Consider the following 25864-nt stretch of genomic DNA (forward strand, 5'->3'; position numbering starts at 1 on the left):
TTGGAGACACCTATCATGAATCCCAGCGCCACCACTCCGAACACGCGTCAGCGCCAGGCCAGCAACTGGCAGCATCTCTGGCAGACGGCGCGCCGCTTCAACACGGTCGCGATCCTCGTCGTACTGGTTGTGGCCGCATCGTTTATTTCCGACGATTTCTTTTCCGCACCGAATCTTTCGAACATCACGCGCCAGGTCGCGGGCGTCGGCATCATGTCGGTCGGCATGCTGCTCGTGGTGCTCACGGGCGGCATCGATTTGTCGGTCGGCTCGGTCGCGGCGCTCGGCAGCGTGCTGTCGGCGATGCTGATTCCCGAGCACGGCCTCTTGTTCGCGCTGGTGGCGGCGCTCGTGACGGGCGGCCTGTGCGGCCTCGTCTCGGGCGTGCTGGTAGCCTTCTGTCGCCTGACGCCCTTCGTCGTGACACTCGCGATGATGACCGTCGCGCGCGGCATCGCCATGATCGTTTCGAACGGCTCGCCGATTCTCGTCGACGACGCGGGCCAGGCGCTGCTCGACTTCGGCCGCCACAGCTATCTGGGCATTCCCGGCCCGACGCTGGTCATGCTGATCGTGTTCGTGGCGGGCGGCGTTGCGCTCGGCCGCATGCGCGCGGGCCGCGTGGTGCGTGCGATCGGCTCGAACGAGGAAGCGGTGCGGCTCTCCGGCGTGCCGGTCGCGCGCCACATTCTGGGCACTTACGTCTGCTCGGGCGTGCTGGCCTCGCTGGCGGGCATCATCTCGACGGCGCGCGCGAGCGTGGGCGCGCCTACCGTGGGCGTGGGCGACGAGCTGACCGTGATCGCGGCCGTGGTGATCGGCGGGGCGAGCCTCGCGGGCGGCAAGGGCGGCGTGCTCAACACGCTGATGGGCGTGCTGATTCTGGGCGTGATCGGCAACATCATGAATCTCGCGAGCGTGCCGGGCTATCACCAGCAGGTCGTGATGGGCGCGATCATCGTCGCGGCGGTGCTGATGCAGCAGGGCGCGGGCTTCTGGCGGCGTTGGATCTTCCGCTAAACTCCTCTTCTGGCGCGCCGCGGACCGAACCACGACGCACGGCGCGCCGGATTGCAGGACCCTGGCTCCGCGCCCGTACGTCAAAGAAGGAAATCTCGCGTGCCCGATTACAACATCCTCGAAGTGATTGACCGCGCCCGGCCCAATTTGCGGCGCGGCAGCCGGCAGGTCGCCGATTACATTCTGGAAAACGTTCACTCCATCGCGGAGATGAGCCTGTCCGAACTCGCGCGGCTCGCGCAGGTGAGCGAGCCGACGGTGCTGCGTTTTTGCACGACGATCGGCTGCAACGGCTTCAAGGACTTCAAGATCCGCGCGGTGCAGAGCCTCGCGCTCGGCGCGCCCGCCACGCATTCGGTGCTGTCCGGCGCGGATACGCCCGAAACCGTGGCCACGAAGATTTTCGATTACACGATCACGAGCCTCGACTGGGCGCGCAAGAAGCTCGATTTCGAGGCGATCGGGCGCGCCGTCGATCTGCTGGCGGCGGCCTCGCGCATCGAGTTTTTCGGCTTTGGCGCATCGGGCATCGTGGCGCTGGACGCGCAGCAGAAGTTTCCGCTGTTCGGCGTGCCGTGCGTGGCGCATCAGGATTCGCATCAGCAGTTCATTGCCGCTTCGATGCTGAAACCCGGCGACGCCGTGGTGGCGATTTCCAATACCGGCGCGACGCGTTCGCTCATCGAAGTCGCGCGCACGGCGAAGGAACGCGGCGCGCATGTGGTGGTGATCACCGGTTCGCACGGGCCGCTGACGCGTTATTGCGATGTGGCCGTGGTGGCGGAGACGCTTGAAAACACCGATGTGTACACACCGACCACGTCGCGGCTGGCGGCGCTGGTGATCGTGGATATTCTGTCTACCAGCGTCGCGTTGAAAAAGGGCGAGGCCCACGCGCGCGACGTGCAGGACATGAAGCGCCATCTCGCCGATATGCGGACTTCCGGCGTGATCTGATTTTTGCGGCTGGCAATTGCTCGAAACGGGTGATTGTCCAGTTCGATTATTTAGCTATCCGTATGATATGAAAATTCTTGTCGCTGTGAAACGTGTGGTGGATTACAACGTGAAAGTGCGTGTGAAGTCGGACGGCACGGACGTGGATATCGCGAACGTGAAAATGTCGATGAATCCGTTCGATGAAATTGCGGTTGAGGAAGCGGTGCGCTTGAAGGAAGCGGGTGTTGCGACCGAAGTGATTGCGGTTTCTGCTGGCGTGTCGCAGGCGCAGGAAACGCTGCGCACCGCGCTGGCAATTGGCGCGGATCGTGCGGTGCTGATCGAATCGAATGAGGATTTGCAGCCGCTGGCGGTGGCCAAATCGCTGAAAGCACTTGTCGATAAAGAACAGCCCTCGCTGGTGATTCTCGGCAAGCAGGCTATCGACGACGATTCGAATCAGACCGGTCAGATGCTCGCTGCTCTGGCGAATCTGCCGCAAGCGACGTTCGCTTCGAAAATCACGGTCGCCGATGGTAAGGCCACGGTCGCGCGTGAAGTCGATGGCGGCGCGGAAACGCTCTCGCTTTCGCTGCCCGCAGTCGTGACGACCGATCTGCGTTTGAACGAGCCGCGCTACGTCACGCTGCCGAATATCATGAAGGCGAAAAAGAAGCCGCTCGAAACTCTGATGCCGGAAGATCTCGGTGTCGATGTCGCTCCGCGCTTGAAAACGCTGAAAGTTTCGGAACCGCCCAAGCGCAGCGCAGGCGTGAAAGTGCCTGACGTGAAAACGCTGGTCGAAAAGCTGAAGACCGAAGCCAAGGTGCTGTGAGGAGCGAATTCAAAATGACGAATCTGGTAATTGCAGAACACGACAATCAGTCGATCAAAGCGGCGACGTTGAATACGGTTGCTGCGGCACAGAAACTGGGCGGCGATGTGCATGTGCTGATCGCGGGCCATAACGCGCAAGCGGCGGCGGATGCGGCGGCGAAGATCGTCGGTGTTGGCAAAGTCTTGCTCGCCGATGCGTCCCAACTCGAACAAGGTCTTGCGGAAAACATCGAAGCGACGGTTCTTTCGATTGCAAAGCACTACACGCATATTCTCGCGCCTGCCACGGCGAGCGGGAAAAACGTCACACCGCGTATTGCCGCGAAACTCGATGTTGCACAGATCAGCGATATCACGGCGGTGATTAGCGCCGACACATTCGAGCGTCCGATTTACGCGGGCAATGCGATTGCGACCGTGCAATCGCGAGATGCGATCAAGGTGATGACGGTTCGCACCACGGCATTCGATGCCGTCGCTTCGGAAGGCGGCAGCGCATCGGTGGAAAAAATCGAAGCGCCCGGAGACCGTGGTCTCGCGCGATTCGTCAATCGCGAAGTCATGAAACTGGATCGCCCTGAACTGACTAGCGCGAAGATCATCGTTTCCGGCGGTCGGGGTTTGAGCAGCGGCGAAAACTACACCCAGGTGCTCGAACCGCTCGCCGATAAACTCAACGCGGCGCTCGGCGCGTCGCGTGCCGCCGTCGACGCGGGCTATGTACCGAACGATTATCAGGTCGGACAAACCGGCAAGATCGTCGCGCCGCAGCTTTATATCGCGGTGGGCATTTCCGGCGCGATTCAACATCTCGCTGGCATGAAAGATTCGAAGGTGATCGTCGCAATCAACAAAGACGAAGAAGCGCCGATCTACAGCGTGGCCGACTACGGCATCGTCGGCGATCTATTCAGCGTTGTGCCGGAATTCGTCGCGTTGACCTGAGCGCGCTCGCTCGCAATCGCTAACGGCCCTGCTTGAACAGCAGGGCCGTGCCGCTTGCGCGTCTAAACCGTTCGCAACATTCCCCCATCCACGAAATACGTGGACCCCACGCTATAACTCGCGCGCTCCGAGCACAGGAACACGATGAAATCGGCCAGTTCCTCGGGCGAAGCAAAGCGCTGAATCGGCGCGTGCTCATTCGCGACCTGTTGCAGATAATCTTCCCAGTCGCCGCCCGTTTCGCTGGTCAGTTGTTTGGCCGTCTTGATCCAGTCCGGCGTGAGCACCAGCCCCGGATTGATGGTGTTGACGCGAATATTGTCGCGCACCACTTCATTGGCGAGCGTCTTCGAAAACATCATCAGCGCGGCTTTCGTGACGTTGTAGATGGGCTCGTAGCCCAAAGGCTGCGTCGCACAGATCGAGGCGTTGTGCAGGATCGCGCCGCCGCCGCGCTGCTTCATCAACGGCACGAGGCCGCGCGCGAGACGCACAGCAGCCATCACGTGCAGGTCCCAATACGCTTGCCATTTTTCGTCGGGCGCATTCATGATCGTTTCATTGCTGCCCGTGCCTGCGTTATTAAACAGAATGTCCGCACCGCCGAATGCGTTGGCGGTGGCGTCGACGAGCTGCGTCACGCCTTCGACCGTCGCAACGTCGCACGCCACGGGTATCGCCTGAATGCCGTGTCGAGCGGCGAGTGCTTGAGCCGCTGTTTCCAGACGTTCGCGTTGACGCGCGGCCAGCACGAGATGCGTCCCTTCGGCGGCGAAACTCTCAGCGACCGCAAGACCAATACCGACACTTGCGCCGGTAATGACCGCGACTTTCCCACGCAGTTTCAAATCCATCGTTCGCTCCTGAATGCAGTGAATCGTGTGAATGGCATGACTCGCCATGCCCGCATTTTGCTGTCGTTCCGTGCAGTACAGCGCACTATCGCTGTGCTTATTAAACATTATCATTTGTAATGATGTTTGGGTTTGATAGCGCGCGATTTCACGTATACACCTATGTAACGATAGCAATACTATCGTTATTCTGCGCTTGCACCGTCGTCGAAATTCCGCGCCATCGTGCGCGCGGAAGGCGGTCAGTGTTGTCGTGACGATGTGAATCGCAATCCCGCCAAGCAAAACAAATAAACAGGAAAGTGCGTCATGAGACTACGAAATGTGTTGATGGCCGCGCTCGTTTGCGCCGTGTCCGCGGGTCATGCTTTTGGTGCCGACAAGCTCAAGGTCGGCATTTCGATGAAGGTGCTGAACGCGCCGTATTTCTCGGCGGCCATGCAAGCCGCGAAAGCGCGTGTGACCGAACTCGGCGGCGAGCCGATCGTCACCGACGCACAAGGCACCATGCAAAAACAGATCGCCGACGTCGAAGACCTCGTCACACGCGGCGTGAAAGTGCTGATCATCGATCCGGCTGATCCCGAAGGCCTGGTCAGCGCGGTCAATGCAGCCACGGCAGCGGGCGTGAAAGTGATCGTGATGGACGCCGATCTCGATCCGAAGGCGAATTACCTCACGCTCGTGCAATCGTCGAATCGACAAAACGGCGCGCTGGTCGGCCGCTGGGTCGTCGATACGTTCGGCGACAAGCCGCTCAAGATCGCGCTCGTATCGGGCGACAAGGGCAATCCGGTGGGCAAGGCGCGTCGCGATGGCGTGCTCGAAGGCATCGTCGAAGCGCAGCTCGAAAAGCTCGGCAAGGCGAATCTGCAAATCGTGGGGCAGGGCTGGGGCAACTGGACCGACGAAGGCGGCCTGAAGGCGATGGAAGACCTGCTGGTCGCGAACAAGGACATCAATCTCGTGCTCGGCGAAAACGACAGCATGGTGCTGGGCGCGCGGCGTGCGATCGAGAGCGCGAATCGTCAGGGCATCACGCTCGTGGCGGCCGCGGACGGTCAGAAGGAAGCGCTCGCGCTCATCAAGCAGGGCAAGTATGGCGCGACGGCGCTCAACGATCCGGCGCTGATCGCGCGCACTGCCGTCGACCTTGGATTCAAGGCCGCGAATGGCCAGGCGCAGAACCTGCCGAAGATCACTTATACGCCGCCCGCCGTGATCGATCGCGGCAATATCGACAAGTTCTATCACCCGAAGGCCGTGTTTTAAATTGGTCCTTCGATTCAACTGCAATGCAGTTTCCATCGAACTGGAGTCAAGCTTGATGTCAGTTATTCCCGCGCTGGGTCTCGGCACATTCCGCGTCGCCCCGGACATCACCACGCAATCGGTGCGCACGGCGCTCGAACTGGGCTACCGCCATATCGATACGGCGGTCCACTACGAGAACGAAGCGGCCGTTGGCGCCGGCATTCGCGAGAGCGGTGTGAATCGCGACGAGATTTGCGTGACGACCAAGGTGTGGTTCGACAGCCTGCGCCATCGCGCGGTGCTCGACAGCCTGGAAGCGAGCCGCGAGCGGCTCGGTGTCGGCGTAATCGATGTGGCGCTGGTGCATTGGCCATCGGTCGACGGCGTGCCGGTGGCCGAGACGATCGGTGCGATGCGCGAGGCCGTGGACGCGGGTTTGATCCGCTACTACGGTGTGTCGAATTTCACCGGGACGTTGCTCGATGAAGCCGTTGCGGTGCCGGGCGGCGATGCAATCGTGACGAATCAGATCGAGGTGAATCCGTTCTTCGCGAATCGCGCCGACGTGGACGCGACGCATCGGCATGGCATGAAGGTCACCGCGTATATGCCGCTGGGCGAGGGGCGCGTGCAGCGCGATCCCGTGATCTCCGCGATTGCCGAACGTCATGGCGTGGACGCGCCGCAGATCGCCTGTGCGTGGCTGCTCGCGCGCGGCATGCTGGTAATTACCGCGTCGCGCAGCGTCGAGCATCAGCGTGCGAATCTGCGCGCGCTGGATGTGCGTCTGAGCGATGACGAACTCGCACGCATCGATGCGCTCGATTGCGGTGCGCGCAATGCAAATCCGCCGTTCGCGCCGTGGAATCGGGCGTGAGCCGCGCTCATTGCCATGCTGGTCAAAAAATTTTCGGTTTTCGACTGGCATCTTAGACACTCAAAAAGCATGGGGTGAGAAAGGCCGAACCGGATAGAGGCGGTTCGGTGGCTAAAAGAAGCATTCGATTCACGCAGCACAATGTTAGGCATCCATATCAGTTGAAGCGGGTTCATAAAAATCAGGAAACTCGCTTCTCAATCGAGAGAGGAGACAGCAATTGAAAAGCACGACTCGTCTGCTTGCGGCGTCGTTGGTGGCGTCGGTCATTGGCATTGGAGTGTCGTCGCCGGCATGGGCGGCCTCCGACAAGACCACGCTCGTCGTCATGATCCGCGGGCTCGACAATCCATATCACGCCGACTATGCAGCGGGCGCGAAGGCGCTCGGCAAGAAGCTGGGTTTGCCCGTCGATGTGCTGAGCAGCGAGGGCAATAGCCAGAAACAGTTTTCCGATCTGAAAGCGGAGATCGCGAAAACGGGCGGCAACATGGTCGTGAACGTCGATCCGAACGAAGCGCCCGACGTCGTGCCGATCGCGAAGATGCTGGAAAGCGCGGGCGTGTACTGGGTGAGCTGGTGGAACAAGCCGGACGACATCAAGGTGCAGGACTATCCGCACTGGGTCGCGCATATCAGTTTCGACGCCGTGGGGCAGGGGTATTTCAATGCGAAGACCCTCTTCAAAAACATGCCGACGCCGAACAAAGGTTCGATTATCGCGATCCAGGGCATGTTGTCGAATAACGCGGCCATCGGGCGCTTTCAGGGCCTGCAAAAGGCGCTCAAGGAAACGCCTGGCGTGAAGCTTGTGCAGTGGGAAGCCGCCGATTGGGACACCAACAAGGCCTACGAAATCACCAAGCAATTGCTGGCCGCGCATCCCGATACGGCGGGCGTGTGGGCCGCCAACGACAACATGGCGCTCGGCGCGGTGGCCGCGCTCAAGGAGGCGGGTCTCGGCGGCAAGGTCAAGGTGAGCGGGACGGACGGCGTGCCCGATGCGTTCGACGCGATCAAGGACGGCACGATGTCCTCGACCGAATACGATGATGCGCGCTATCAGGCCCAACTCGGTTTGTCGATGGCACTCGCGGCCAGGCAGGGCGCGCTCGACGTGAAGGCCACGCCCGCCAAATACCGCGCGTTTCTGATTCCCGGCATCGAAGTCGATCGCGCGAACGTGGAGAAAGTCGTGAAGGACACGGTCAGCAAGATGCCGGATTACGACCTGAAGAACTTCTACGCGCGCTGGGTTGCACCGCTCAAATAAAGCGGCGCATCTGGTCTCGAAGCAAGCTTTCGGCGCGGGCGTTCTAAACGGGAACGCTCGCGGCTGGAACCACCAGGAGGGATGGCAGTTCATGGAACCTGTGGAAAGCATGGGCGACGCGAATTTCTCGCGCGAGCCCGCACAACACGCGTGGATGCAGGGCGCGAGACGCTGGCTGCGCCGCACCGGCGTGGGCGCACAACTGCTCTCGCTCGCGCTGATCGTGGCGGTGTTCGCCATCGGCACAAGCGGCGCGAGCCTCTCGTGGGACAACGTGCAGGTTGTGCTGAGTCTCGCAGCCATTCCCGCGATTCTCGCCGTTGGACTGCACTTGACCATCGTGATCGGCGGTATCGATCTTTCGCTGCAAGGCACGGTCGCGTTGTGCGCGGTCTTTGTCGGCGTGCTCAGCAAGAACCGCTACAACGAGCACGACGTCGGGCTCTGGATTTTGCCGATCTGTCTCGCGATCGGCGGCGCGGCAGGTATGTTGACTGGCGTACTCCATACAAAACTCAGGATTCCTTCGTTCATTACCACGTTGGGTGTGAGCTGGGTGCTCTATGGCGTGGCCGTCTACGTGAACAAGGCGATGCTGATTACGCTGCTCGATAACCGCATTCAGAACTTCATCAACGACAAGCCGCTGGGTGTCGCGAATGTGGTGCTGGTGGCGCTGGCGATTGTCATCGCCGTGCAGTTCTTCGAGGATCGCACACGCACCGGCCGCTATCTCTACGCGATCGGCGGCGACGAAGCGCTGGCGCGCCAGGCGGGCGTGAACGTGCCGCGTATGAAAGTGATCGCGTTCACTATCGCCGGTTGTCTCTATGGCCTGGGCGCGCTGCTGCTCGTGAACCGCATGGGCAGCGCGACCGCGCGCACCGGCCTCAATCTGCTGTTTCCGGTGATCACAGCCGTTGCAGTGGGCGGCGTGTCGCTTACGGGCGGGCTGGGTGGCGCGAAGAATGCATTGCTCGGCACGCTCGTGCTGGCCGTGCTCAATAACGGCATGGTGCTGATGGCCGTGAATCCGTACGCGCAAACGGCCGTCAACGGCATTGTGCTGATCGTTGCCGTTGCGCTCACGCTCGACCGCCGCAAGCTCGGCTTCATCAAATAAGGCCGCCCTATGGAAACACTCGAAACGCTTGATACGCATGGCGAACAGGACACTGGCGTGGTGCTCGCGCTCGAAGGCATCACGCGCCGATTTCCCGGCGTGATCGCGCTCGATGATGTCTCGCTGACCGTGCGCAGGAACGAAATTCTGGGGCTGGTCGGCGAAAACGGCGCGGGCAAGTCGGTGCTCACGAAAATCATGACGGGCATTTATCAGCCCGACGAAGGGCGATTGATGCTGGACGGCAAAAAGGTCGTCATGAAGGGCACGGCGGATGCGATCCGCAAAGGTATCGGCGTGGTGTTTCAGGAAGGCTCGCTCATTCCGAATCTCTCGATCACCGAGAATCTGTTTCTGTGCCACGAAGAACGCTTTCGCCGCTTTGGCGTGCTGTCGCGGCGCGAGATGGCGGCGGAGGCGCGGCGCGTGCTCGAACCGATGAATCTCGATGTCGACGTGGATCTGCCTGTCGCTTCAATCTCGCCCGCGGCACGGCAGATGGTGGAAATCGCGCGCATGGTCTGGCTCTGCGAGCAATTTGGCGCGTCGAATCCGATTGTGATTCTCGACGAACCGACCACCGTGCTCAATGACGGCGAGCGCGACACGCTGTTCGACATTCTCAATCGCCTGAAAAGCCGCGCCTCGATGATCCTCATCTCGCACCGGCTTCAGGAGGTGCTGGAGAATTGCGATCGCATCGTCGTGCTCAAGGACGGCCGCAATGTGACCGACATGTCCACGTCCGGGCTGGATATCGCCAACGTCGAAAAGCTGCTCGTGGGGCACGATTTTGCGGGCGACCGCTTTCGCGAAAGCGAGCAGCGCGCGCCGGGCGGGAAGGTGACGTTCCGCGTCGATCAACTCGCGAAACAAGGCGAATTCGCACCGCTGAGTTTCGAGGTGCGCGAAGGCGAGATCGTCAGTCTCGTCGGACTCGTGGGCTCGGGGAAGGAAGCGTTGTGCCGCTGCATCGCCGGGCTGGATCGTTACGACGCGGGCACGCTCGTGGTCGAAGGCAAGACGCCCGTGAACGGTTCGTCGCGATCCGCCGTGCTGCATGGCGTGGGACACGTGCCCATCGAGCGGCGCGAAGAAGGGCTCGCGCTGAATATGAGTGTGGCCGACAACATCAATTATCTCGTGCTCGACAAGCTCAAGGTGGGCGGCATGATCAGCACGCGCAGAGAGCATGAGCACGCGAAACAGTGGGTGGCGGAATGCCGCGTCAAGACGCCTTCGATTCATGCGGCCTGTTCGGGATTGAGCGGCGGCAATCAGCAAAAGATCATTCTGTCGAAATGGCTGAGTTCGGACGTGCGCCTGCTGATTCTCGATCATCCAACGCGCGGTATCGATATCAAGGCCAAGGACGAGGTCTATCGGCTCATTCGCAAATTCGCACACGCGGGCATTGCCATGATCATCATGTGCGACACGCTGGAGGAGGATATCGGCCTCGCCAACCGTCTGCTAATCATGCGCGACCGGCGTTTGATCGGCGAACTGGAGGCGTCGGCGCACGCCAAGCCGACGCCGCAGGATCTGATCAAGCTAATCGTCTGAACGAAGCTCTCGACAAGGAACCGCAAATTGGACGCACCTTCTTTTGATGGCCCCCAGCGCGCCGCTTCGCGCACCGGCGTCAAGCATTTGACGAGCCGATTAAAGCCGATTCATTTGACGCTCGCGCTGATCGTGGTCGTCGGCGCATTCATGGCGATCGGCAACGACAATTTTCTGTCTCTGTACAACATCAATACGATTCTGGATTTCGGCGCCATTCTGCTGATCGCCGCGCTCGGGCAAATGTTCGTCATTCTGATTGGCGGTATCGATCTTTCGGTTGGTGGAACGATTTCGCTGGTTTCGGTGATGTTTATTACGCTTGTACATCGCGTTGGGTATTGGGCGTATCCGGTCTGTCTCGCGCTCGGGTTGGCGCTCGGCTATATCAACGGCGTGATTCTGACGCGCGTGAAAATACCGTCGTTCATCGCCACGCTCGGCACAGGCGGCATCATCACGAGTCTCGCTTATCTGGTGTCTCCGCGCCCCGTTAGCGCCGCGCCCGGAGATTATTCGATGCTCGATATCGTCAACGGCACGGTGTTCTCGATCAGCAACGTGTTCATTATCGGCGCGCTGGTTTTTTGCGCGGTTGCCATGTTCCTGCGTTTCACGCGCACGGGGCGCAATATCTATTTCGTGGGGAGCAATATCCGCATGGCGTGGATGTCCGGCACCGACATCGCGCAGACCCGCAACGTGCCATTCATGATCTCCGGCGCGTGCGCGGCGCTCGTCGGCATCATCATTTCTTCTGTGCGTTTCGGCGGCGATCCGGTGGTGGGAACCTCTTATGTACTCAATTCCATCGCGGCCGTGGTGGTGGGTGGCACGGCGCTTACTGGCGGCGCGGGCGGCGTGCTCAACGTGCTGTTCGGTACGCTCTTTCTCAGCATGCTCGATAACGGCATGAACGTGATCGGCGTGGACCAGTATTTTCAGCAAGCGATTTACGGCGCCATGATTATTTTTGGCGTGGCGGTCACATTCGACCGCAAAAAGACGCCGATTATCAAATGACGATTGCCTTTCCATCGACGAGACAAACCAATATGAATGCAATTGCAACGAGAGCCGTAGCGGCCAACGGGCTGGCCGTGACGACCATGGGACTCGGCGGAACCGGGCTCGGCAATATGTATCGCGCGACCGATCCTGAGGTCGCCACTGCCACCGTTCATGCCGCCTTCGAGCGCGGCATGCGCTATTTCGACACCGCGCCGGTTTACGGTTACGGCCTGGCCGAGACGCGTCTGGGAGAAGCGATTAAAACGCTGCCGCGCGATGAGATCGTGATCTCCTCGAAAGTCGGCTACAGCCTCGTGCCGATTGCCGAGCGCGAGAAGTCGCCCGCGCTCTGGGCCGACGCGCCCGCATTCAAACCCGAATTCGATTATTCGCGCGACGCCGTGCTCCGTTCGATCGAGCAAAGCCTGAAGCGGCTGGGTGTGGATCGCATCGACATGATCGCGATTCACGATCCCGACGAATCGCTCGTTTTCGGTCCCGGCGAGGACCCCTATGCGCGGAGCCATTTTCGCGAGGCGATGGACGGCGCGTACGTCGTGCTCGACGAATTGCGTTCGCAGGGCGTGATCGGCGCAGTGGGCGTGGGCATCAATCAATGGCAGATGCTTTCGGATTTCGTGACGGCGGGGCGCTTCGATTATTTCCTGCTCGCCGGACGTTATACGCTGCTGGAGCAAGAGCCGTTGCGCACGCTGTTTCCGCTTTGCGAGCAACGCAACACGAAGCTCATTATCGGCGGCCCGTATAACTCGGGCATTCTCGCGTCTGGGCCAGTGCAAAACGCCACGTTCAATACGCGGGCCGCGCCGCCGTTCGTGATTGACCGCGTGCGCCGCATTCAGCAGGTGTGTCAGCGTCATGCCGTGCCGCTGGCTGCTGCGGCGTTGCAATTTCCGCTGGGTCATCCGCTGGTTGCGAGTGTGATTCCGGGCGCGCGCAGCGTGGCCGAACTGGAAGAGAACGTGGCGTTCATGCGGCATCCGATTCCGGCCGCGTTGTGGTCCGACCTCAAGGAAGAAGGGCTGATGGATGCGAAAGCGCCGGTGCCAGCGAGGGTTTAGCACGGGTGTGCCTCAGATTGAGAGCCTTGTTAGGCGGGCGGCTGTGCAATTGGAATGCGGATCCTCCGAGAGGCCCGTCATACGATTTCGTCGATGCCGCAATCCTCGATCTGGTCGGTGAAGATGCGCACCGCACCTTTGAATAGCGGCGAGTAGTGGCGATACGACTCGAATCGAGGCGCGCGAGGCGCCTTTCTTCTGGCGTGCCCTAAATGTAATAAATGGCGTTCGTCGCTTTGGCCGCGAACGCGACGTGCTGCGAACCGGTGCAACGCCGCGTCCGGCCCTGCGCTGACCGTATCACGAATTCTCCGAATCGAATTTCCCATCGACTGGATAAGCATTCGCTAACTTGTTCGTTGTGCGCGGCGAATCGTCCTCCTATAACTACGCGCTGTCATGGCCGTTATTCAAAAGGGGGATTCCATTGAGCACGCTCGATATTGATTCAGCGGTGTCGTCGCCGATACGCTCGGCCAGCGATGTTTCGCGCCTCATCAACACCAGTACCGCTCGCGCGAGTCACGCGCGCGTGATCGTGCTGCTCGCGCTCGGCGGCGTGTTTCTCGACGCTTACGATCTCACGACGCTTTCATACGGCATTCAGGATGTCGTGCGCGAATTCAATCTCACGCCTGCGCTGACCGGCATCGTCACGTCGTCGATCATGATCGGGACGATACTCGGCAGTCTCGTCGGCGGCTGGTTCACCGACCGCATCGGCCGCTATCAGGTGTTCATGGCCGACATGCTCTTTTTCGTGGTCGCGGCGATTGCCGCCGGGCTCGCGCCCAACGTCTGGGTGCTGATTGCCGCGCGCTTCGTCATGGGCCTCGGCGTGGGCATCGACTTGCCCGTGGCGATGGCGTTTCTGTCGGAGTTTTCGAAATTCCAGGGCAGCGGCAACAAGGCCTCGCGGCTGGCTGCGTGGTGCCCCATGTGGTACGCGGCATCGTCGGTGTGCTTTCTGATCGTGTTCGGCCTGTATTTTCTTTTGCCGCAGGAACACGCGGGCTGGTTGTGGCGCGCGTCGCTGATTTTCGGCGCGGTGCCGGCGCTCATCATCATCGCGGTGCGTAGCCGCTTCATGAACGAATCGCCGCTGTGGGCCGCGAATCAGGGCAAACTCGACGACGCGGTACGCATTCTGCGCGAGTCATATGGCATTCACGCGCATAAGGCCGAAGCGGAAGCGCCGGCCGCGCCGAGTCAGCCGCCCGTGAGTTTTCGCGTGCTGTTTCAGCGTCCGTATCTGGCGCGCACGATCGTCGCGAGCGTGATGAATCTGTGCATTCCATTCGAATACACCGCGATCGCCTTTTTCCTGCCGTCGATACTTTCGCAGTTTCTCGGCGCGGGCGTGTTCGAAACCATTTCGGCTTCGCTCGCGCTCAATCTGCTGTTCGCGCTCACGGGCGGCTTGCTCGGCATGCGGCTCGCGCACACGCGCCCTTCGCGGCACGTTGCGCTGGCGGGTTTCGCGCTGCAATTCGTGGCGCTCGTGGCGCTGGCGCTGCTCGGCCATCCGCAGACGGCGCTGGGCATTGGCATCGCGCTCGCGATGCTGGGCACGTGGCTGTTCGCGGAGGGTTTTGGTCCCGGCGCGCAAATGATGATCTACCCGGCGCTCTCGTACCCGACGTCGATTCGCGGCACCGGTCTGGGCTTTGGCCGGGCGTTGACGGGCGTCGGCAGCGCAGTGGCGCTATTCGTTCTGCCGATACTCAATGCGCGGCTCGGCACCGACATGTTCTGGGTCGTGGCGCTCGCGGCGATTATCCCCATTGGCTTTCTCGCGCTCGTGAAATACGAACCGACCGAGCACGATATCGATGATGAAGCGGTGCTCGCGCGCGATCACGCGGAGCATGCGTAATCGCGATGACGTCTGCGTGAACAGAGAGGGACTGGCGCGGCGTGTCGTTGCAGCATGAAACTCGACACGACCGCGTCATTCATTTTCGTTTATGTACTCTCTCGCACGATCAATTCACATGCGAGCGGCTTCGGGCGGCGTGGCGAGGGCGTGCGTTCCGCGTCCACCGCCTGCGCGTCGAGCCGCGCGAAAATAAGCTCGGCGGCCAGCACGCCCATTTCGCGCGCCGGAGGGCGGATCGTGGTGAGGCCCGGCGTGAGCATCTCCGAAAACAAATAATCGCCAAATCCCATCAACGCGACGCGGCCCGGCACCGCAATGCTCGCGCGTTGCGCCGCGAGCAGCGCGCCGGAAGCCAGATTGTCGTTGGCGAAGATGATCGCGTCCGCGGCCTGATCGCCTTCGATTAGCGCGAACAGCGCCTCGCGTCCCGCATGCGCGGGCTGTGTCTCTTGCGGCACGAAGCAGCGCGGCTCGCGCCCGTGCTCGCGCATGACTTCCACGTAACCGTCTCGCCGCTCCATCGCGCTGAAATCGCCCGCCGCGCTGTTCTGCACGAATGCGATGCGGCGGTAGCCGCGCTCAATCAGATGCCGCGCCGCCATGCGCCCCACCTCGGGATGTGAAAAGCCCACTTGCCACGGCTTGCGGCGCGGCTGGTAATCCCACGTTTCGATCAGCGGCACGGTGGCGCGCGCGAGCATCGCCTCGGTGCCGCGCGTATGAAAGTGCGAAGTGAGCACGAGCGCGGCCGGCGACCAGCCGAGCAAACCACGTACCGCGCTTTCTTCCTGTTCCGCCGAGAAATAGCTCGATGCCAGCAACAGTTGATAGCCGTGCGCCGTTACGGCGTCGCTGAAGCTCTGGATGGTCGCGGCGAAGATCGGCCCCGAGATGTTCGGGATCACCATGCCGATCACGCGGCTGTGCGCCGAAGCGAGCCCGCCCGCCACGAGATTCGGCACATAACCCAATTCCGCCACGGCGCTCGCGACGCGCTCGCGCAGCGCCTCCGACAAGCGCGCGGGCTCCTGAAAATACCGCGAGACGGTGATCTGCGAGACACCGAGATGGTTCGCGACGTCGCGCAACGTGACGCGCCCCGAGTTGCGTCGTTGCCGCGACGGCGGTTCATCTGTTGCAGCGTGTTTAGTCGAATCCGGCATATGTTCCGCTGATTTCGTTATTTGACGCGTGCGCGTCGTGCAAAGGAAACTGCCGTCCATGTTAGCGCTAACCAGCGAACAAGCAAAGCGGTTCGAACACGGTGCTGCCCGATTTGCGAAACAGCGTTGATGACAGAGGCAGCGTTGGATCGAGGCGCGTGATGTTTGAAATGGCGGACACGGTCAATTAGTGAGGAGTTCGATGAAACGGCAGTTGCATCTCGGCGCGTTCCTGATGGAAACGGGACATCACCTGGCCGCCTGGCGGCTGCCTGACGCTCAGGCCGACGCGGGACTCGATATTCGCGCGTGGATCGAATTGGCGCGCGTTGCCGAAGCCGCATGCTTCGACACCCTGTTCGTCGCCGATAGCGTCGCCGCCAATCTCGGCCCCGGCGCGGATCGCGTGGCGCGCGCGGACCGGCTCGATCCGCTCACGCTGCTGCCCGCGCTCGCGGTGGCGACGCAACGTATCGGTCTGATCGGCACGGCGACCACGAGTTACAACGAGCCGTATCACATTGCGCGTAAATTCGCATCGCTCGATCACATCAGCGGCGGCCGTGCCGGATGGAATCTCGTGACGACCGATAACGCCGCCGAAGCGCGCAATTTTGGCCGCGCCGAGCACTATGCGCACGCGGACCGATATGCCCGCGCTCAGGAGTTCCACGAAGTCGTGACCGCGCTCTGGGATAGTTGGGACGACGAAAGTTTTGTGCGCGACAAGGCGAGCGGTCTTTACTACGACGCGCGGAGTGTGCGTGCGCCGCTGCATCGCGGTGAGCATTTCTCGGTCGATGGTCCGCTGAACGTCGCGCGCGCGCCGCAAGGGCGGCCCGTGGTGGTGCAGGCGGGATCGTCGCCACGTGGTCGAGAACTGGCCGCGCGCACGGCGGAGGTCGTGTTTACCGCGCAGCCGGATATCGCTTCGGCACAGGCGTTTTATCGCGAACTCAAAGCGCGCGTCGTGGCGGCGGGTCGCGAGCCGGATGCGCTCAAGATCATGCCGGGCGTGTCCGTGATCGTCGCGCCGACGCTCGAAGAAGCCCAGGCGCGCGAAGCCGAGCTTCAGTCGCTCGTGCATCCCGAAGCGGGTATTGCGCTGCTTGAACGCATGCTGGGCAACGTCGATTTGAGCGGTGTCGATCTCGACGCGCCGCTGCCCGCGCTCGCGCCCACCCAAAGCGGCCAGCGCAGCCGGCAGGATTTGCTGACCTCGCTCGCGGGCGCACAAGGTCTCACGGTGCGCGAGTTGTATTTGCGGATCGCGGCGGGCCGCGGGCATTTCACGTTGACCGGCACGCCGCAAACCGTCGCCGACGCCTTGCAGCACTGGTTCGAGAACGGCGCCGCCGACGGCTTCAACGTGATGGCCGCCGATCTGCCGGGCGGGCTCGCGCGCTTCTGCTCGCTCGTGGTGCCGGAGTTGCAGCGTCGCGGACTGTTTCGCACGTCGTATCGCGGCACGACGCTGCGCGATCACCTGGGCCTCGCGCGTCCTGTTCGTGCGCCGAACGTCACGCCCACGCATTGACTCATGAATTGACGCATGACGGCGCGCCGTGCGCCACACAACAACAATCTCTCACACACTCGCTACGCCATGAACGCAACTTCCACGCCGCGCCGGGCCGCCGGGCGCGCCACTTCGCTTCGCCATTCGACTTCGCATCAGAGCAGGACCCGCGCGGCGCGTTCGACGCTGCGCGCTTCTCAGAGCTGGTTTGTCGGCGCATTCTGCGCGGCGAGCGTCGTGGCTCATGCGGCTCAACCCGCAGCTCCCGTTTCGCCGGCGTCGGGCGTCGCGGCCACGGAGTCATCGACGCCATCGACGCAAGCCGATACCGCGCAGGCCTCATCATCGCGCGCCACGGCGTTGCCGACCGTGACCGTCACGGCCACGCGCCGCAACGAGTCGGCGCAGAAGGTGCCGATCGCGCTCACGGTCGTCAGCGGCGCGGAAATGGAGCGCGCGGGCAACAACACGGTTCAGTCGCTCGTGACGGCGGTGCCCGAACTCACGTTCAAGCCTTCGCTGTCGAGCAAGGACACCACGCTCACCATTCGCGGCGTGGGCACGAATTCCACTTCGCCGGGCGTGGAGCCTTCGGTGTCCACGGTGATCGACGGCGTGGTGTACGCGCGCCCCGGCCAGGCGACGCTCGATCTGCTCGATGTCGATCACGTGGAAGTGTTGCGCGGCCCGCAAGGCACGCTGTTCGGCAAGAACGCAACGGCGGGTGTCATCAACATCGTTACGCAGGACCCGACAAAACAGCCGCGCGGTTATATCGACACGCAGTTCTATCAGGGCGGCGAGCAGCGCGTTCGTGCGGGCGTGGAAGGCACGCTGCTGCCCGGCGTGCTGACCGGTTCGTTCACGGCGCTTTATGGCCGCTACGACGGCAACGTGAAGAACGTTTATAACGGCGAGGAAATCAACGGCTACAACCATAAAGGTTTCCGCTCGAAATTCGTTTTCACGCCGACGAACGATATCAAGGCCACCGTCATTGCCGATTATATGTACGCGCACGATTCCTATGCGGCGGGCGTGATTGGCAAGGCCACGAATTCGATCTATACGGCGGCGCTGTCGCCGGTGGTGCCGAGCCTGCAAAACCGCGAGGTCAATTATCCGTATGGGCCTTCGGTGGAGGACACGAATTGGGGCGTGTCGGCGCAGGTGGACTGGAAGCTGGGCGGCGGTTATACGCTGTCGTCGATTTCGGCGTATCGGCAATGGCTCAACCAGCAGCGCACCGACGAAGCGTGGGTGTCGCAAGTCTATGAGCAGATTCCCAGTTCGAACGATCGCGGCGATCTGGGCTTCACGCAACTGTCGCAGGAATTACGCCTGACCTCGCCGAAGGGCGGTTTCTTCGATTACGTCGCGGGCCTTTACGCACTGCATACGCAGGACAACGAGCACTACAACCGTGCCGTGGTGACCTGCACGAACTCCAGCTTGCCGAGCATCGTGAGCGGCTTGACGCCGTGCGCGGTGGGCTCGTCGACGCTCACGCCCACGACCGGCGACGCCGTGTTCGACACGCTCACGAACAGCTTCGCGGTCTATGGCGAAGGCACGTTTCACCTGAGCGACCGGCTGCGCGCGATCACGGGGCTGCGCGTCACGCACGACGAAGTGGGCTACGACTTCGCCCGCACTTCGACCTCGACGGCGGCGGTCTCGGGCATCAATCCGTCGTTCTCGTCGTCGGGCTGGACCAGTGCGAATGGCGTCTCGGGACGCGCGGGGCTGGAGTTCGACCTGACTCGCGACGTGATGCTGTACGCCATGTACTCGCACGGCTACAAAGGCCCGGCGTTCAACGTGTTCTTCAACATGCAGCAGCGCGATACGCCCGCGCTCAAGCCCGAACAATCGAACTCGTTCGAGATCGGCGCGAAGATGCAGACGCCCGATCATCGCTGGACCGCGAATATCGCGCTCTACGACACGCATTATCAAAACTACCAGGCCAATTACTACGACACGGTGGCGGGCCAGGTCGTCACGCGGCTCATCAATGCAGGCACCGTCTCCACGCGCGGCGTCGAACTGGATCTCGGCGCGCATCCGCTGCGTGGCCTGAGCCTGACCGGCGGCCTCGCGTTCACCGATGCGCATATCGACGAATTCAATTGCCCGGTGGGCGCGCAGGCGAGCTGCAACGTGAATGGCAAGACACTGCCGTTTTCGCCGACGTTCAAGGGCAATCTGTCCGCTGATTATCGCCGTCCGTTGTCGTTCGGGCCGGAGCTGGAGCTGTACGCAAATTACTTCTGGCAGAGCCGCGTGCAATACGACCTGGCGCAATCGCCGAATACGATTCAGGGCGCGTACGGCATTCTCAATGCGAGCGTCGGGCTGAACTTCGACAACGGCTGGCGCGTGGCGCTGATCGGCAAGAACCTGCTCGACAAATCGTATGTGAGCGTGATGGCGACGGGTTCCGGCTACGTGACGATCGGCGTGCCGCGCGACGCGGATCGTTATTTCGGCATTCAGGTTCGCAAGGACTTTTTCTGATTTCGTGCTGGGAGGTTTCACTCATGCAGACGCTCGCGAAAACGCCGTTGCGTACTTTTTTCAAGGGTCTTTCGCGCTGGCGGCGCGCCGCAGGACTGGCTGTAGCCCTCGCGGTATCGACTGGCGTGCACGCCGGGCCGGTGGTGGATATCGGTTATCAGAAGGGCACGCCGCTTACCTTGCTCAAGGCGCGCGGCACGCTCGAACGCGCGCTCGCGCAGAAGGGTTACTCGGTGCGTTGGACCGAGTTCGCCGCAGGCCCGCCGCTGCTCGAAGCGATGAACGCGGGCGCGATCGATATCGGCTACACGGGTTCGCCGCCGCCGATCTTCGCGCAGGCGGCGGGCAGCCGCCTCGTCTATCTCGCCGCCGAACCGGCCGGGCCGCAGAACGAAGCGCTGATCGTGCGCGCGGGTTCGCCGCTCAAGCGCGTCGCCGATCTCAAGGGCCGCACGGTGGCGCTCGCGCGCGGTTCCAGTTCGCACTATTTGCTTGTAGCGGCGCTGGCGCAAGCGGGCTTGCGCTACGAGGACGTCAAGGTCGTGTTCCTCTCGCCCGCCGACGCGCGTGCGGCCTTCGACAGCGGTCACGTCGATGCATGGGCGATCTGGGACCCGTATCTGGCAGTGGTGCAGCAAGCGGAGCCGACGCGCACGCTCGCTGATTATGGTTCGGGCATCGCTCAGCCTTACAGCTTCTTTCTCGGTGCGCCCGATTTCGTGAAGGCGCATCGCGATGTCGTGGCGACGGTGCTGCAAGCGGTGAAAGAGGGCGATGCGTGGGTGCTCGCGCATCGCGACGAGACCACGCAGTTGATTGCACGCGAGACCGGCGTGCCGCCGCCGGTCGTGGCGTATTTTCTCGCGCGTTCGCGCTTTGGCGTGTTGCCGCTCGACAACGCCATACTCGCGAGCCAGCAGCGCGTGGCCGATGTGTTCTTCGCGCAGAAGCTGATACCGCACGCCGTGAACGTCGCGCAAGCGGCCGTACCGGTCGCGGTGCCGGGCGCGGCGTTGGCGAACACGGGGCCGTGACGGGCGTGCAGGCAAATCGCCGCGACGGCGCCGTGTTACGGCGTTATTGCGTCGTTATCGCGGCGAGTTCATCGCTACAGGTTTATCAGCTTCGAAACGTAAAGTTAGACCATAACGTTATTCGAATTGATTGGTTAAACGCCTCGCAATGAACGGATAACCTTCTGGGGATCGCGCGTTAGCGGAATACATGATTCAGGAATGTGAACGGAGTGGTTTATGTCGGAGGGAACAGTCGCAGCGCAACGCTGGTCGGGTCGGCCCAGGCAATATGGCGCCAGGCAGCAAAGTCCGGCGCGACGCTATGGCGGCATCGCGATCGTCCTGCTGCTGCATGTCGTGCTGATCTGGGCGCTGCTCAACGGTCTCGCGACGAAGGTCGTGCAGATTGTTCAGAAGCCGGTGGAGACGCGCATCATCATGCCGGTCAAACCGCCGACGCCCGCGCCGGCGCCGCCCGCTCAACAGGTCGTCAAGCAGCCGCCGCCGAAGATCAAGCACCCGCCGCCGTTCGTGCCGCCGCCCGAGGTGCCGGTGGCCGCACCGCCCGCGCCGACCATCGTGCATCAGTCCGCGCCTGCGCCCACGCCGGTGATTCCCACGCCCACGCCGCCCGCGCCCGTCGAAGCGCCTGCGCCGCCGAAGCCCGTGAGTCACGAAGCGGGCGTGGTGTGTCCGAACTCGGACAAGGTGCGCGCGAGCATGACGTATCCCGAGGAAGCGCAGGAGAACAACATCACGGGTGACGTGCTGATTTCCTTCGTGGTCGATCCGCAAGGTCATGTGACCGACGAGAAAGTCGAGAAGTCGGCGGACCCGCTGCTCGATCGCGCGGCATTCAACGCGGTCAAGCGTTTCAACTGTATTTCGCAAGGTCAGGCGGTGCGGGTGCAGGTGCCGTTCTCGTTCAATCTGAACTGAAATCTTTAGCGTGCTTGCGAGGACTGTTCGGTGCAATGCGCCGCGCGAGCACGCCGTCGTCATTAATGTTGGAGTCCTGATGAAAATTAATTCGAAATCGACCGCGATGGCGGTCCTGTCTATCGCCGCCCTGGCTGCGGCGATTCCCGTCACTGCATGGGCGCAGGCCGCGGGCGTCGAGACCGCGAATCCCTATGGCCTCGACGCGCTGTGGAAGAACGGCGACTTCGTCGCGCGCTTCGTGCTGCTCGTGCTCGTCGCCATGTCGATGGGCAGCTGGTACATCATGGTCACGAAGTTCGTGGAGCAGTCGCGCGCCAATCGCCGCGCGAAGTCGGCGGACCAGCAGCTTTGGGAAGCGGCCTCGCTCGCGGCAGGTGCGGCGCAACTCGACGAGCGCTCGCCGTTTCGCTTCATCGCCGAAACGGGCATCGAGGCAGCCGAGCATCACGACGAGGTCCTGCTCGAAGAAGTCGATCGCAATACGTGGATCCAGGTGAGCATCGACCGCTCGATCACGAACGTCGGCAACCGCTTGCAGGACGGTCTCGCGTTTCTCGCGACCGTCGGTTCGACCGCGCCGTTCGTCGGCCTGTTCGGTACGGTGTGGGGCATTTATCATGCGCTCACGGCGATCGGCATCGCGGGTCAGGCGTCGATCGACAAGGTCGCGGGTCCGGTGGGCGAGGCGCTCATCATGACCGCGATCGGTCTCGCGGTCGCCGTGCCGGCCGTGCTCGGCTACAACTTCCTCGTGCGCCGCAACAAGTCGCTGATGGAGCGCGTACGGGCATTCGGCGCGCAACTGCACACGGTGCTGCTGTCGGGGCGCAAGCGCAAAGTGCGCGCCGTCGCCAACGCGGGTTGAGCGCGCGAAGAGAATCATCATGGCCATGAACGTAGCCCAGGACGGTGGCGAGGACGAGGTGATCGCCACCATCAACACGACGCCGCTCGTCGACGTCATGCTCGTCCTGCTGATCATCTTTCTCATCACGATTCCGGTGGTCACGCATACGGTTCCCGTGCAATTGCCGAAGGAAACCGTGAGTCCGTTGCAGACCAAACCCGACGCCATCGAAATCGCCGTCGACAAGGACGGCAACCTGTTCTGGAATGAACGGCGCGTCGACTCGCCCACGCTGCTCGCGCAACTGAAGACGGTTTCGCAGCGCAATCCGCAACCCGAAGTGCACGTGCGCGGCGATCAGACCACGCGCTACGAATTCATTGGCCGCGTGGTGACCGACTGCGAACGCGCGGGCATCACGAAGGTGTCGTTCATCACGCAGCCGCCCGCGCGCGGCGGTTGAACGAGAGGAGAGAGTCATGGCCATGCAGATGAACCCGACGCCGGGCGACGAACCGGACGTGATGGTGGACATCAATACGACGCCGCTGATCGACGTGATGCTCGTGCTGTTGATCATGCTGATCATCACGATTCCGATCCAGATGCACGCGGTAAAAATGGATCTGCCCGTGGGCAATCCGCCGCCGCCCGCCGCGCCGCCACCGGTCGTGCAAGTCGATATCGATGCGAGCGGCGCGCTCGCGTGGAACGGCGCGCATCTTCAGGATCACGCCGATCTCGAGCGGCATATGGCCGACGTCGCGGCGCAGTCCGACCAGTCGGAAATCCATCTTTTGCCGGACAAGGCAGCGCCGTATCGCGCGGTGGCCGAAGTGCTCGCAGCCGCGCAGCGCGAGGGCGCGACGAAGATCGGTCTCGTGGGGAACGAGCAATACATGCAGTGAGCGTGCGGTGAGCGCGCGGTAACTGCGCAGAAAAACTGGGGATGGCCTTCGTTCGATGAGAGCGAGAGGACTTCGTTATGGCGAACGGCGTGCCGTTCGCTTTTTTTTTGCGCGTCGAATTCAATACGCGACCGGCCATATCGATTGCAGGCATCGCGCGATATCGAATTGCCAATCCGTTATTGGAGCGCGGCGAGCGTGTTTTCTATACTCGGTTATCCATCAGCACTCGCCTTTAACGAGTGCCAGCCCATCGCCGATATCGTAAAAGGAAATTGCCCATGAGCCTGCGCCCATTGCATGATCGCGTGATCGTCAAGCGTCTCGATCAGGAAACCAAAACCGCTTCGGGCATCGTGATTCCCGATAGCGCCGCCGAAAAGCCGGACCAGGGCGAAGTGCTCGCCGTCGGTCCTGGCCGGCGCGATAACGATGGGCGCCGCATCGCGCCCGATCTCAACGTGGGCGACCGCGTGCTGTTCGGCAAATACGCCGGGCAGACCGTGAAGGTCGACGGTAACGAACTGCTCGTGCTGCGCGAAGAAGATATCGTCGCAGTCGTTCAATCCTGAGGAAGCATCGATCATGGCAGCGAAAGACATCGTATTCGGCGACATCGCCCGTAGCAAACTCATCGAAGGCGTGAATATTCTCGCCGACGCCGTGAAAGTCACGCTCGGTCCCAAGGGCCGCAACGTCGTGCTCGAACGCAGCTTCGGCTCGCCGGTCGTGACGAAGGACGGCGTGTCGGTGGCGAAGGAAGTGGAGCTTGCCGACAAGCTGCAAAATATCGGCGCGCAGATCGTCAAGGAAGTGGCGTCGAAAACGAGCGACGCCGCCGGCGACGGCACGACCACGGCGACCGTGCTGGCTCAGGCCATCGTGCGCGAAGGCCAGAAGTATGTGGCAGCCGGACTCAATCCGCTCGATCTGAAACGCGGTATCGACAAGGCGGTGAGCGCCGCGATCGAGGAGCTGAAGAAGATCAGCAAGCCGACCACCACGAGCAAGGAAATTGCGCAGGTCGCGACCATTTCGGCCAATGGCGAGGAATCGATTGGCCAGCGCATTGCGGAAGCGCTCGACCGCGTGGGCAAGGAAGGCGTGATCACGGTGGAAGACGGCAAGTCGCTCGACGACGAACTCGATGTGGTCGAAGGCCTGCAATTCGATCGCGGCTATCTTTCGCCGTACTTCATCAATAACGCCGACAAGCAGATCGCCGAACTCGACAATCCGTTCATCCTCCTGCACGACAAGAAGATTTCGAATATCCGCGATCTGCTGCCGGTGCTCGAACAGGTGGCGAAGGCCGGACGTCCGCTGCTGCTGATCGCCGAAGACATCGAAGGCGAGGCGCTTGCGACGCTCGTCGTCAACAATATTCGCGGCGTGCTCAAGACGGTGGCCGTGAAGGCGCCGGGCTTCGGCGATCGCCGCAAGGCGCTGCTCGAAGATATCGCGATTCTCACGGGCGGTCAGGTGATCGCCGAGGAAACCGGGCTGGGACTCGACAAGGCGACGCTTGCCGAACTCGGCCAGGCCAAGCGCGTGGAGATCGGCAAGGAAAGCACGACGGTGATCGACGGCGCGGGTCAGGCCGCTGCGATCGAGGCACGCGTGAAGCAGATTCGCGTGCAGATCGAAGAAGCGACGTCCGACTACGATCGCGAGAAACTGCAGGAACGCGTGGCGAAACTCGCGGGCGGTGTCGCCGTGATCAAGGTCGGCGGCGCGACCGAAATCGAAGTGAAGGAAAAGAAGGACCGCGTGGACGACGCACTGCACGCGACGCGCGCGGCGGTGGAAGAGGGCATCGTGCCGGGCGGCGGCGTGGCGCTGATTCGCGTGCGTCAGGCGATTCTCGACCTGAAGGGCAGCACGCCCGATCAGACGGCGGGCGTGAAGATCGTGCTGCGCGCGCTCGAAGAACCGCTGCGCCAGATCGTGACCAATGCGGGCGACGAGGCGAGCGTGGTGGCGGCGCGCGTTGCGGAAGGCTCGGGCAATTTCGGCTACGACGCGGCCACGGGCGAATATGGCGATCTCGTGGAAAAGGGCGTGCTCGATCCGACCAAGGTCACGCGCACGGCGCTGCAAAATGCGGCTTCGGTGGCCGGCTTGTTGCTGACGACCGATGCGACCGTGCATGAGGCGCCGAAGGCGGCAACTGCGGCTGTGCCGGGTGGCGTGCCTGGCGGCGGCGATCTGGGTTTCTGATCGCTGACGACTCGCGCGAGTTTTCCGCGCGTAGCGGCGAAGCTGCGAAGCCGCAAAGCAAAAGGCCAC

24 protein-coding genes are annotated in these 25864 nt (G+C 62.2%); 21 read left to right on the forward strand and 3 right to left on the reverse strand.

Translation table 11 applies throughout. The annotated features are described in order from the left end of the window. Positions 1-15 precede the first annotated feature (15 nt). The 4 genes from U4Y88_RS23575 (at position 16) to U4Y88_RS23590 (ending at position 3741) form a co-directional block, all read left to right on the forward strand. Entirely contained in the window at positions 16-1020 is a 1005-nt protein-coding gene (locus tag U4Y88_RS23575) for an ABC transporter permease (protein WP_224012939.1), read from the forward strand. A 99-nt stretch (positions 1021-1119) separates the two neighbouring features. Continuing rightward, positions 1120-1977 (forward strand): MurR/RpiR family transcriptional regulator, encoded by an 858-nt coding sequence (locus U4Y88_RS23580; protein WP_224012940.1) that lies wholly within the window; start codon positions 1120-1122, stop codon positions 1975-1977. 67 nt (positions 1978-2044) lie between these two features. Then, positions 2045-2794 (forward strand): electron transfer flavoprotein subunit beta/FixA family protein, encoded by a 750-nt coding sequence (locus tag U4Y88_RS23585; RefSeq protein ID WP_321787078.1) that lies wholly within the window; start codon positions 2045-2047, stop codon positions 2792-2794. Between the two features lie 14 nt (positions 2795-2808). Further along, positions 2809-3741 carry an electron transfer flavoprotein subunit alpha/FixB family protein gene (locus tag U4Y88_RS23590; protein WP_321786798.1) on the forward strand — a complete coding sequence of 311 codons (933 nt, stop codon included), beginning with the start codon at positions 2809-2811 and terminating at the stop codon, positions 3739-3741. 62 nt (positions 3742-3803) lie between these two features. Here the strand turns inward: U4Y88_RS23590 and U4Y88_RS23595 are convergent, their stop codons facing one another. Further along, the gene (locus tag U4Y88_RS23595) at positions 3804-4772 is read right to left on the reverse strand and encodes an SDR family NAD(P)-dependent oxidoreductase (protein WP_321786799.1); all 969 of its coding nucleotides are present in this window, start codon (positions 4770-4772) and stop codon (positions 3804-3806) included. A 132-nt stretch (positions 4773-4904) separates the two neighbouring features. On the opposite strand from U4Y88_RS23595, the gene U4Y88_RS23600 reads away from it, so the two are divergent. From U4Y88_RS23600 to U4Y88_RS23630, 7 genes are all read left to right on the forward strand, one after another. Then, the gene (locus U4Y88_RS23600; RefSeq protein WP_321786800.1) at positions 4905-5867 is read left to right on the forward strand and encodes a substrate-binding domain-containing protein; all 963 of its coding nucleotides are present in this window, start codon (positions 4905-4907) and stop codon (positions 5865-5867) included. Between the two features lie 55 nt (positions 5868-5922). Beyond that, the gene (locus tag U4Y88_RS23605; RefSeq protein WP_321786801.1) at positions 5923-6726 is read left to right on the forward strand and encodes an aldo/keto reductase; all 804 of its coding nucleotides are present in this window, start codon (positions 5923-5925) and stop codon (positions 6724-6726) included. 220 nt (positions 6727-6946) lie between these two features. Next, positions 6947-7999, forward strand: coding sequence for a sugar ABC transporter substrate-binding protein (locus tag U4Y88_RS23610; protein WP_321786803.1), 1053 nt, complete (start codon positions 6947-6949; stop codon positions 7997-7999). Positions 8000-8090: 91 nt separating this feature from the next. Next, the gene (locus U4Y88_RS23615; RefSeq protein WP_321786805.1) at positions 8091-9122 is read left to right on the forward strand and encodes an ABC transporter permease; all 1032 of its coding nucleotides are present in this window, start codon (positions 8091-8093) and stop codon (positions 9120-9122) included. 9 nt (positions 9123-9131) lie between these two features. Further along, positions 9132-10688 carry a sugar ABC transporter ATP-binding protein gene (locus tag U4Y88_RS23620; RefSeq protein ID WP_321786807.1) on the forward strand — a complete coding sequence of 519 codons (1557 nt, stop codon included), beginning with the start codon at positions 9132-9134 and terminating at the stop codon, positions 10686-10688. A gap of 87 nt (positions 10689-10775) precedes the next feature. Then, positions 10776-11711, forward strand: a complete 936-nt coding sequence (locus U4Y88_RS23625; protein ID WP_321786809.1) for an ABC transporter permease — start codon at positions 10776-10778, stop codon at positions 11709-11711. Positions 11712-11743: 32 nt separating this feature from the next. After that, positions 11744-12781 carry an aldo/keto reductase gene (locus U4Y88_RS23630; RefSeq protein ID WP_321786811.1) on the forward strand — a complete coding sequence of 346 codons (1038 nt, stop codon included), beginning with the start codon at positions 11744-11746 and terminating at the stop codon, positions 12779-12781. A 77-nt stretch (positions 12782-12858) separates the two neighbouring features. Here the strand turns inward: U4Y88_RS23630 and U4Y88_RS23635 are convergent, their stop codons facing one another. Continuing rightward, on the reverse strand, positions 12859-13125 hold the full coding sequence (locus tag U4Y88_RS23635) for a hypothetical protein (RefSeq protein ID WP_321786813.1): 267 nt from the start codon (positions 13123-13125) through the stop codon (positions 12859-12861). Between the two features lie 83 nt (positions 13126-13208). On the opposite strand from U4Y88_RS23635, the gene U4Y88_RS23640 reads away from it, so the two are divergent. Next, positions 13209-14657: an MFS transporter gene (locus tag U4Y88_RS23640; RefSeq protein WP_321786815.1), complete on the forward strand. Its 1449-nt coding sequence runs from the start codon at positions 13209-13211 to the stop codon at positions 14655-14657. Positions 14658-14746: 89 nt separating this feature from the next. On the opposite strand, the gene U4Y88_RS23645 is transcribed toward U4Y88_RS23640, so the two are convergent. Then, complete coding sequence (locus tag U4Y88_RS23645; RefSeq protein WP_321786817.1) at positions 14747-15748, reverse strand: LacI family DNA-binding transcriptional regulator; 1002 nt, start codon at positions 15746-15748, stop codon at positions 14747-14749. A gap of 277 nt (positions 15749-16025) precedes the next feature. Between U4Y88_RS23645 and U4Y88_RS23650 the strand changes: the two genes are divergently transcribed. From U4Y88_RS23650 to groL, 9 genes are all read left to right on the forward strand, one after another. Further along, a complete protein-coding gene (locus tag U4Y88_RS23650; RefSeq protein WP_321786819.1) occupies positions 16026-17360 on the forward strand; it encodes an LLM class flavin-dependent oxidoreductase in 1335 nt (444 codons plus the stop codon). Between the two features lie 219 nt (positions 17361-17579). After that, on the forward strand, positions 17580-19862 hold the full coding sequence (locus tag U4Y88_RS23655; RefSeq protein ID WP_321786821.1) for a TonB-dependent receptor: 2283 nt from the start codon (positions 17580-17582) through the stop codon (positions 19860-19862). A 23-nt stretch (positions 19863-19885) separates the two neighbouring features. Further along, the gene (locus U4Y88_RS23660; RefSeq protein ID WP_321786823.1) at positions 19886-20896 is read left to right on the forward strand and encodes a sulfonate ABC transporter substrate-binding protein; all 1011 of its coding nucleotides are present in this window, start codon (positions 19886-19888) and stop codon (positions 20894-20896) included. A 219-nt stretch (positions 20897-21115) separates the two neighbouring features. Continuing rightward, entirely contained in the window at positions 21116-21817 is a 702-nt protein-coding gene (locus U4Y88_RS23665) for an energy transducer TonB (RefSeq protein WP_321786825.1), read from the forward strand. 79 nt (positions 21818-21896) lie between these two features. Further along, positions 21897-22685 carry a MotA/TolQ/ExbB proton channel family protein gene (locus U4Y88_RS23670; protein ID WP_321786827.1) on the forward strand — a complete coding sequence of 263 codons (789 nt, stop codon included), beginning with the start codon at positions 21897-21899 and terminating at the stop codon, positions 22683-22685. A 19-nt stretch (positions 22686-22704) separates the two neighbouring features. Then, the gene (locus U4Y88_RS23675; RefSeq protein ID WP_321786829.1) at positions 22705-23130 is read left to right on the forward strand and encodes a biopolymer transporter ExbD; all 426 of its coding nucleotides are present in this window, start codon (positions 22705-22707) and stop codon (positions 23128-23130) included. A 22-nt stretch (positions 23131-23152) separates the two neighbouring features. Continuing rightward, a complete protein-coding gene (locus U4Y88_RS23680; RefSeq protein WP_224013004.1) occupies positions 23153-23575 on the forward strand; it encodes an ExbD/TolR family protein in 423 nt (140 codons plus the stop codon). Positions 23576-23856: 281 nt separating this feature from the next. Continuing rightward, positions 23857-24147 (forward strand): co-chaperone GroES, encoded by a 291-nt coding sequence (gene groES, locus U4Y88_RS23685; RefSeq protein ID WP_065058839.1) that lies wholly within the window; start codon positions 23857-23859, stop codon positions 24145-24147. A gap of 13 nt (positions 24148-24160) precedes the next feature. After that, positions 24161-25795, forward strand: coding sequence for a chaperonin GroEL (gene groL / locus U4Y88_RS23690; RefSeq protein ID WP_321786831.1), 1635 nt, complete (start codon positions 24161-24163; stop codon positions 25793-25795). Positions 25796-25864 lie beyond the last annotated feature (69 nt).

It is taken from the genome of Paraburkholderia sp. J94 (assembly GCF_905220285.1).
In the GTDB taxonomy this organism is placed as follows: domain Bacteria; phylum Pseudomonadota; class Gammaproteobacteria; order Burkholderiales; family Burkholderiaceae; genus Paraburkholderia; species Paraburkholderia tropica_A.